This is a genomic window from Aphanizomenon sp. UHCC 0183, assembly GCF_009712065.1.
Taxonomy (GTDB): domain Bacteria; phylum Cyanobacteriota; class Cyanobacteriia; order Cyanobacteriales; family Nostocaceae; genus Dolichospermum; species Dolichospermum heterosporum.
The window spans coordinates 1-8,514 of the sequence record NZ_VILC01000027.1; the positions used below are offsets into that span (position 1 = coordinate 1).

At 39.9% G+C, this 8,514-nt stretch carries 9 protein-coding genes; all 9 read left to right on the plus strand.

What is annotated here, in order from left to right; translation table 11 throughout:
- The first annotated feature begins 54 nt into the window (after window positions 1-54).
- The 9 genes from FJR37_RS11540 to FJR37_RS11580 all read left to right on the plus strand — a co-directional run bounded on the left by FJR37_RS11540 (window position 55) and on the right by FJR37_RS11580 (window position 8,509).
- Window positions 55-1,212, plus strand: a complete 1,158-nt coding sequence (locus FJR37_RS11540; RefSeq protein WP_168466078.1) for a DUF58 domain-containing protein — start codon at window positions 55-57, stop codon at window positions 1,210-1,212.
- Window positions 1,213-1,280: 68 nt separating this feature from the next.
- Complete coding sequence (locus FJR37_RS11545; RefSeq protein WP_168466079.1) at window positions 1,281-1,646, plus strand: ferredoxin-thioredoxin reductase catalytic domain-containing protein; 366 nt, start codon at window positions 1,281-1,283, stop codon at window positions 1,644-1,646.
- Entirely contained in the window at window positions 1,643-2,035 is a 393-nt protein-coding gene (locus tag FJR37_RS11550) for a DUF309 domain-containing protein (RefSeq protein WP_039203965.1), read from the plus strand. The genes FJR37_RS11545 and FJR37_RS11550 overlap by 4 nt, the downstream gene beginning before the upstream one ends.
- Before the next feature lie 206 nt (window positions 2,036-2,241).
- Window positions 2,242-2,736 carry an LptA/OstA family protein gene (locus FJR37_RS11555; protein WP_039203964.1) on the plus strand — a complete coding sequence of 165 codons (495 nt, stop codon included), beginning with the start codon at window positions 2,242-2,244 and terminating at the stop codon, window positions 2,734-2,736.
- A 26-nt stretch (window positions 2,737-2,762) separates the two neighbouring features.
- On the plus strand, window positions 2,763-3,491 hold the full coding sequence (gene lptB, locus FJR37_RS11560) for an LPS export ABC transporter ATP-binding protein (protein WP_039203962.1): 729 nt from the start codon (window positions 2,763-2,765) through the stop codon (window positions 3,489-3,491).
- 128 nt (window positions 3,492-3,619) lie between these two features.
- On the plus strand, window positions 3,620-4,735 hold the full coding sequence (locus FJR37_RS11565; protein ID WP_039203961.1) for an LptF/LptG family permease: 1,116 nt from the start codon (window positions 3,620-3,622) through the stop codon (window positions 4,733-4,735).
- Window positions 4,736-5,605: 870 nt separating this feature from the next.
- Complete coding sequence (locus FJR37_RS11570; protein ID WP_168466080.1) at window positions 5,606-6,280, plus strand: response regulator transcription factor; 675 nt, start codon at window positions 5,606-5,608, stop codon at window positions 6,278-6,280.
- A 147-nt stretch (window positions 6,281-6,427) separates the two neighbouring features.
- Complete coding sequence (locus FJR37_RS11575) at window positions 6,428-8,080, plus strand: SpoIIE family protein phosphatase (RefSeq protein ID WP_168466081.1); 1,653 nt, start codon at window positions 6,428-6,430, stop codon at window positions 8,078-8,080.
- Window positions 8,081-8,083: 3 nt separating this feature from the next.
- Window positions 8,084-8,509, plus strand: a complete 426-nt coding sequence (locus tag FJR37_RS11580; RefSeq protein WP_039203956.1) for an anti-sigma regulatory factor — start codon at window positions 8,084-8,086, stop codon at window positions 8,507-8,509.
- Window positions 8,510-8,514: the final 5 nt, after the last annotated feature.

Sequence of the window (8,514 nt, forward strand, 5' to 3'; positions counted from 1 at the left end):
TTGCCCTTGCCTATTCCCTGTTCCCTATTCCCCCAATTAAGTTAAACAAGAAAGATGAAAATTACCAAAAAAATCAACAATTGGCTGGAAACCTGGGCTGCTGCACCTGCTTATGGCGGTTGGGTGTTGGCGGGAATCTCTGTGTGTTATTTGGGTGCAGGGATTAATACCATGGCTGGCTGGCTGTATGTGATTAGTGGGGTTAGTTTTGCGCTTTTGGGGGTGTCGGCTTTTGTTGCGCCGCGATCGCTCACAGGTATAATTGTTAAGCGTCGTCCTATTGCACCAGTAATCGCTGGTGATGCACTGAAAATTGAAATAGAAATTCAAAATCAGAAAAAACAATCTTCTAGTTTATTACAAATTAGAGACATTCTCCCATTTGTTCTTGGTCAACCGGTCCAGCAAAATATTGAAGCTATTCCACCACAAGAGAGTTATCAGTGCATCTATTATCACCCGACCCAACAGCGTGGTATTTACCGCTGGCACACAGTAGAATTAGTCACAGGTGCGCCCTGGGGTTTATTTTCCTGTCGTCGTCCTCGTCAGTGTGAAGCTAGGGCGACTGTTTATCCCACCGTTTTACCCTTGACTACCTGCCCCTTAATTGATGAAATCGGACAAGATGATAGCCAAAGGGGAGATCCGCGTGGTAAACCTTTACAGATGGCAACAACGGGATTAGTGCGATCGCTGCGTCCCTATCGCATGGGTGATCCTACTCGGTTGATTCATTGGCGGACGAGCGCTCGCTATGGAGAATTACGAGTCCGGGAATTAGAAGTAATTACCGGGGGACAAGAAATTATCATTGCCATAGATAGTTCCTTTATATGGCAACAAGAATTGTTTGAACAAGCCGTGATTGCTGCTGCTTCCCTGTATTTTTATGCCCAAAAACAAAAACTGCAAGTGCAACTATGGACATCAGCCACAGGTTTAACTACAGGTAATATCTCCGTTCTCGAAACCTTAGCAGCCACCAACCCCACCGAAAAAAACAGCTTACCACCAGATCACCGCCCCCTCATTTGGCTAACCCAAAACTCTTTCACCACATCTTCCTTACCTCCGGGTAGTCGTTGGCTACTGTGGCAAAATCCAGATTCAGCCACAGAAACCGTCATTAATCGGGAATATCCCGGCATCATCGTCCAAAACGAACAAGAACTACAACTCCAACTACAAAAAGCTCTTAATTTATTTTAAGGCGATTTCTCACACTGAGCCTGATGTACAATGCAATGAAACATTAAAATTTATCAACAGCACAGCCCATGGTGACATCAGAAGTGAATTCACAATCCAGCGATAAAAGCCTAGAAGCAATGCGGCATTTTTCCGAACAATACGCCAAACGGACGGGAACATACTTCTGTTCTGAACCTTATGTTACCGCAGTTGTGATCGAAGGACTAGCCAAGCATAAAGATGAACTCGGTGCGCCTTTATGCCCTTGTCGTCACTACGAAGATAAGGAAGCCGAAGTTAATGCCGCTTTTTGGAATTGCCCTTGCGTCCCCATGCGCGAACGCAAAGAATGTCACTGTATGCTATTCCTTACCTCTGATAATGAGTTTTCCTGCGACAAACAAGAAATCTCTATGGAGACTATCAAAGAAGTTCGGGATAGCATGGGATGAGCGAAATCATGCCTGAAGAGTTTTGGCAAGGTGTAGAACAGTTCAATGCTGGACAGTTCTACGCTTGTCATGACATTCTTGAAGCACTCTGGATCGATAGTATCGAACCAGATAAAACTTTTTATCAAGGTATTCTCCAAATTGCTGTAGGACTATATCATTTGGGTAATCATAACCAACGGGGGGCAATGATTCTTTTAGGCGAAGGTAGTAATCGTCTTCGCCGTTATCTACCTAGCTACGGCGGTATTAATGTGGAAGAATTATTTACTGAAAGTGTGGATTTGTTAAAGACTCTACAACAAGAAAGTCTACAACCAATGGCAAATAATAAATTGGCTGAAAATCAATCTCGACTTTTACCCAGTATTTCCCTGTCTAAACTATGATTTGTGGGATTTTGATGATTTGTGGGATTTATTTGCTTAATTTTTTGTGGGTGTGTCAGACTTGATAATTCGGTAACAATTAACAAATTTTTGCCAGTTGTGAGCAAAGGTTCTGGAAGCGAAACTTAAAGTTTAAAAAACCGTCCATTTTTGCTATAGGACTCATATTTGATTTTTATCTCCCTGTTCCCCGTTCCCTAATTACTATGATACCTCCTTATCAATTGCTAAAATCACGGATACGCCGCTTAGGATTAGCCTTGGCACTGCCAATTTCCCTTGTATGTGTTGCAGGATTGCCCAGCCAATTGCCACCAGCTACAGCCCAATCTGGGGGAAATCGTCCCCTGACTATTCGCTCCGATACCCAAGAATATGACGCGAAAACTCAAGTAATTACTGCTCGTGGCAATGTGCAAATGGTCTACCCGGCTCGCCAAATTCAAGCCACATCTGCTCAAGCTCAATACTTTAGTAAAGAAAAACGGATTGACTTCAGTGGTAATGTTTACATTTTACAACAGGGTAGCAATAGCATTCGTGCCGAAAAAGTCACCTATTTAATTGACGAAGGCAGATTCATCGCCTTACCCCAATCTAACCGTCAGGTAGAATCTATATATATGATAGAAGATTCTAATCCTAGTAGACAAACTACGAAACCAGCCCCAAAAACTCCAGCCTTAAAGCGTTCTAATTAGCATCTATACCTAGACAAAATCCCATAGTGAAAATTGTTTTAGAGAATATTCACAAATCCTACGGTAAACGATTAATTGTAAATCGTGTTAGTCTTTCTGTTAGCCAAGGGGAAGTTGTCGGTTTACTTGGTCCTAATGGTGCGGGGAAAACGACAACATTTTATATTGCCACAGGTTTAGAAAAACCGAATCATGGCAAAGTGTGGTTAGACAATTTAGATATTACTAATTTCCCCATGCACACAAGGGCTAGATTAGGTATTGGCTATTTAGCTCAAGAAGCAAGTGTATTTCGTCAGTTGTCAGTGAAAGAAAATATTCTCCTAGTATTTGAACAAACTCAAGTTCCCAGGAGAGAATGGAGACACAGACTACATACCTTATTACAAGAATTTCGCTTAGAAAAGGTAGCTAATAGTAAAGGGATTCAACTTTCTGGTGGTGAACGACGACGCACAGAATTAGCGAGGGCTTTAGCAGCAGGGAAAGAAGGACCCAAATTCCTGTTTTTAGATGAACCTTTTGCTGGAGTTGATCCCATTGCTGTGTCTGAGATTCAGGAGATTGTCAGTCAACTGCGCGATCGCGGTATGGGAATTTTAATCACAGATCATAATGTCCGCGAAACCCTAGCCATAACAGATCGTGGTTATATCATGCGTGAAGGACAAATTCTGGCTTTTGGCAACTCTGACGAACTGTATAACAACCCCTTGGTGCGACAATATTATTTAGGTGATAATTTCGCAGTTTAAACTTTGTGCCTTTGTTCCTTTGCATCTACCCTGCGGGATCTCTAAGAGAGATTTCACGAAACATAATCATGATATCTAAACAGATTAAACCCTTCTCCAATTTAATTTCAATATTTTCATTTTCTATCATGGATCGCTATTTAGCGATGCAATTAATTTCACCATTTTTATTTGGTGTTGGTGCATTTACTTCTGTAGTTTTAGCAATTGATAGTTTATTTGAATTACTGCGAAAGGTTGTAGAATCCGGGCTACCTCTCAATATCGCCCTAGAGATTTTCCTCTTAAAGCTACCTTATGTCATGGTGTACTCTTTCCCCATGTCCACTTTGTTAGCTACTTTAATGACCTATAGTCGCCTTTCTAGCGAAAGTGAATTAATCGCTTTGCGTGGGTGTGGTGTTAGTGTTTATCGCATGGTTTTGACGGCTGTGGTGTTAAGTTTTGCCGTCACTCTCATCACTTATTTATTTAATGAGCAAATTGCCCCCGCTGCCAATTACAAAGCCACTATCACCCTAGCACAAGCTCTCAAATCAGACCAACCTTCCTTTAAACAACAAAATATTTACTATCCCGAATATCGAGAATTTAAAGAAGCAGATGGTACTCGAAAAAAGATCCTTTCTCGCTTATTTTATGCTGACCAATTTGATGGTAAGCAAATGAATGGTTTAACAATTATAGATCGTTCCCGAGGCGGAGTTGATCAAATCGTTGTTTCCGAATCAGCTAAATGGAACACTCAAAAACAAGTTTGGGATTTTTACAATGGGACTATCTATTTAGTAGCGACAGATCGCTCATATCGGAATATTTTACGATTTGAACATCAGCAATTACAACTTCCTCGCACACCTTTAACCTTAGCCGAAAATAGCCGAGACTACGGCGAAATGAATATCTCCCAAGCCTTAGAACAATTAGAAATAGAACGTTTAGGTGGGAACAATCAAAAAATTCGCAAACTGCAAGTGCGAATCCAACAAAAAATCGCCTTTCCCTTTATTTGCGTTATTTTTGGCTTAGTTGGTTCAGTTATGGGTAGCATCCCTCAACGCACTGGACGTGGCACAAGTTTTGGTATTAGCGTGATTGTAATTTTTAGTTACTATTTGCTACTATCCGTCTCTGGAGCATTAGCACAAGCTGGTATTCTTTCGCCCTTCATTGGTGCTTGGTTGCCTAATTTATTTGGATTAGCCACAGGTTTGTTTTTGTTATTGCGAGTAGCCCAGCGTTAATATACAGCAGAATTTAGGAGTCACTCGATTTTGGATTGACTTCACCCTCAAGTGTAGAATCTCGAAAATTTTGGATTTGGGATTTACGTTAGCGAAGCGTACGCAGCGCAGCGAGTATTTTTCCGTTAGTAGAGGAGAGGACGGGACTTGTACCAAATTTTTTTAATCTAAGGGACTTCCAATTAAAAAAATACCCAAAAATTTCTTGTGGTGCGGGACGAAAAGCCCGCTAATCATCAAGGACGGGCAGGATGCCCATCCCACAAAATTGGGTAATTTATTTTTTGGTGTTCCCTAAAATCTAAAATTAGCGATCGCCGAGTCAGGAGTCAGGAGTAAAACTACTTTGCTGTCTGGCTTTGGAATAACTTAGTCAAAAAAAGGTTATATTATTTAATATACTCAGTAATTTGCTTGATTGTTTGATTCTAAACGTAGGCGTAAAGCAAAAGCTTAATGGTGTCAACTTAAGCTCAAATCCCTACCACACCTCGTTCCTAGTCTCTAACTAGGAATGCAGTTGATGAGGCTCTGCCTCTAATATCATTGAAGGCAGAGCCTTCTAGGATTCATTCCCAGTCTCTGACTGGGAATGAGATGAATTGAATTGAGTTCTTTGCGGGATAGATGTTTTACGTTAAGTTGACACCAATGAAGCTCTTGCTTTACCCCTACACATCTGGGTTCTTTGTCATTTGGCAAAAGTTTAAATCTCACCCGTGTTTAGTATATCTAAGTAGCCATCATGAACTGCGTACACCAGGACATATAAAAAACTTCTTATTCCCCCCTGGAAAAACGGGGAGGGCTAGGAGTAGGGTTTTATTTTTAAGTCAGGTGGACGGAAAAAACCAAAATATGTGACGAAAAATGAGTAAAATCCGCACTGTCATCATTGAAGATCATGAACTCACTCGCCTCAGTATTTACACAGCATTACAACGAAAAGACGAAATTGAACTAGTTGGACAAGCTAACAATGCTCGTTATGGGTTTATAATGTTAAAAAAGCTACAGCCAAATGTGGCGATTGTGGATATAGGTTTACCAGATCAAGATGGAATTGAATTAACCAGAAAAATTAAAGCGAATCATCAACAGTTATTAAATACAAAAGTATTAATCTTAACATCATCTGATCATGAAGAATCCGTACTTTCAGCCTTTAGTGCTGGTGCAGACTCTTACTGTATGAAAGATATCAAGTTTGACAACTTACTGAATGCTATCCGGGTAACTGCTGAGGGAAATCCTTGGATTGATCCAGTGATTGCCCGGATTCTTGTAGAAAAGGCCAAGCAAAAACAAGATTCTCTCAAATCCCATGATCATAAACAACTTATTAAAGTCGGTATTCTCTCAGACAGAGAATTAGAAGTGATAGAATTGATTATCGAAGGCTGTAGTAATAATGATATCGCCGAGAGACTTTATATTGCAAATGGAACCGTAAAAACCCACGTTTGTAATATTATGAACAAACTAGGTGCTAATGACCGTACCCAAGCAGCAGTAATTGCTATGCGTTCTGGCTTAGTTAAGTAGGCGGAAGGAGGAAAATCAAAATATATTTCGTTTTTTGCAATGGCTAAAACTCAACGACAATAACGCATTGAGGTAAATTTACATATCGGTACACACTTTTGGTTATTTCACGTCCACCTACTTAGTTATTAAAATTAAGGACACCTTATGGCTGGAAAAAAGTTAGATAAGCTCAAGCTCATGGTCGTAGATGACGAGCTAGACAACTTAGATGTCCTCTATCGCACATTTTGGAAAGATTTTAAAGTTTATAAGGCTAATAGTGCCACTGAAGCCTTAGCTATCTTAGAAAAAGAAGGTGAAATGGCTGTCATTATCTCCGACCAAAGAATGTCTGAAATGAACGGTAGCGAACTATTAAGTCTGACAGTGGAGCGGTTTCCTGATACAATTCGGATTTTGCTCACAGGTTTTACAGATGTAGAAGATTTAGTAGATGCAATTAACTCAGGTCGAGTATTTAAATACATTACAAAACCTTGGAATCCCAGCCAACTCCAAACATTAGTCAATCAAGCTAGTGATACCTATCGCTTAGTTAAAAAACGATTAGCAGAATTATCTCGTACCTTGCGACGGGAATCTTTATTTAATGCTGTAACAACAGCAATTAGAGAATCTTTAGACTATGACAATATGCTGCAAAAACTCGTTACTACAATTGGAGAAACATTTGCGGCTCATTATTGCTTAGTCAAACCAGTCGAAGATGATTTACTAACCGAAAAGCAATTTTGCTATCAAAATTCTCAATCTAAAATCTATGATTTACTTCCAGACCTTAGTAATTTAATTGCCGAGGTTTTCCAAACTCACCATTATGAAATAAAAGACGATATCTACGAAGACATCCCTTGTCAATATCTAATTTTTCCACTCATTTATCAACAGGATTTACTAGCTATTATTGCTATTTGTAAATTGGGAAGTGATCACATTTGGCATCAAGAAGATATTCAACTGATTACAGGTGTAGCAGAACAAGCAGCCTTAGCCCTTTCCCAAGCAAAACTCTATCAGAGTTTGCAAGAAAAACAACAACAAATTAACTTAGAGTTGGAAGTAGCCCGCCAAATTCAACATAACCTATTGCGGCAAACTTTACCAGAAATGGCAGGTGTAAGAGTCCAAGCTTGTTGCTATCCAGCACGAGAGGTAGGAGGTGACTTTTTTGAAGTGTTTGTTCATCCTAATGGTGATTTGTGGTTAGCAGTTGGTGATGTTTCTGGGAAGGGTGTGCCAGCGGCTTTGTTTATGGCTAGTACGATTTCTTTGCTGCGTCGGGAACTCTGTCAAGAAGTAGCAGTAGAGCCAAATGTCATCATGCAAAATCTCAATTATGCTTTGATTGATGATTTAATGACCAGTAATTATTTTATCACAATGGTTTTAGCTCGTTATCACCCAATCACAAGAGAACTTGTCTATGCTAATTCGGGGCATATTTATCCTTTTGTGTGGTCAGAACAAGCCACTGTGAATGATTCTCCCCATTATCTGAAAGTTCGCAGTATTCCCTTGGGAATATTACCTAAATGGCAGGCTGAGTCCGGACGTTTGATTCTTGCTACTGGAGATACATTACTCCTGACTAGTGATGGAATTACGGAAGCAACTGTCTGGGAAACCTTAGACAGTTCGAGAACAACTCATCGTTCTATGCTTAACCAAGAAGGTCTATGGCAACTTATTAAAAAACAATCTCAACCCCTTAATCTTGATAATTTATTAGCTCTTATTCAATCCAATAACGATGTTCAAGAAGATGATCAAACTATACTGTCTCTGGAGGTTTTATAGGTTATGAAAAGTGAACTTCATGTTCCCAGTGACCTAAATTTCATCAATATTGCAGAACAATGGTTATTCGGATGCTTACAATTACAATTAGGGGAATCTGTTGATTGGATCAAACAATCAGGTCGCTTACGCTTGGTTTTAACAGAAGGGTATTCTAATGCTGTGCGTCATGCCCATAAAAACAAGCCTGGATTAACAATTTTACTGCGGTTAGAACTGAAAGACCGAGATTTATCTATAGAGATTTGGGATTATGGTGAAGGTTTTGATTTATCTACTTACTTTCCTCCCAACCCCACAGAAAAGCAAGAAGGTGGTTATGGTTGGTTAATTATGAATCGGTTGATGGATAAGGTAGAGTATCAATTACAGGTGAATGGTGCTAATTGTCTGAAACTAGAAACTACTCTCCCCGAACTATTGCGGTAAGTTGT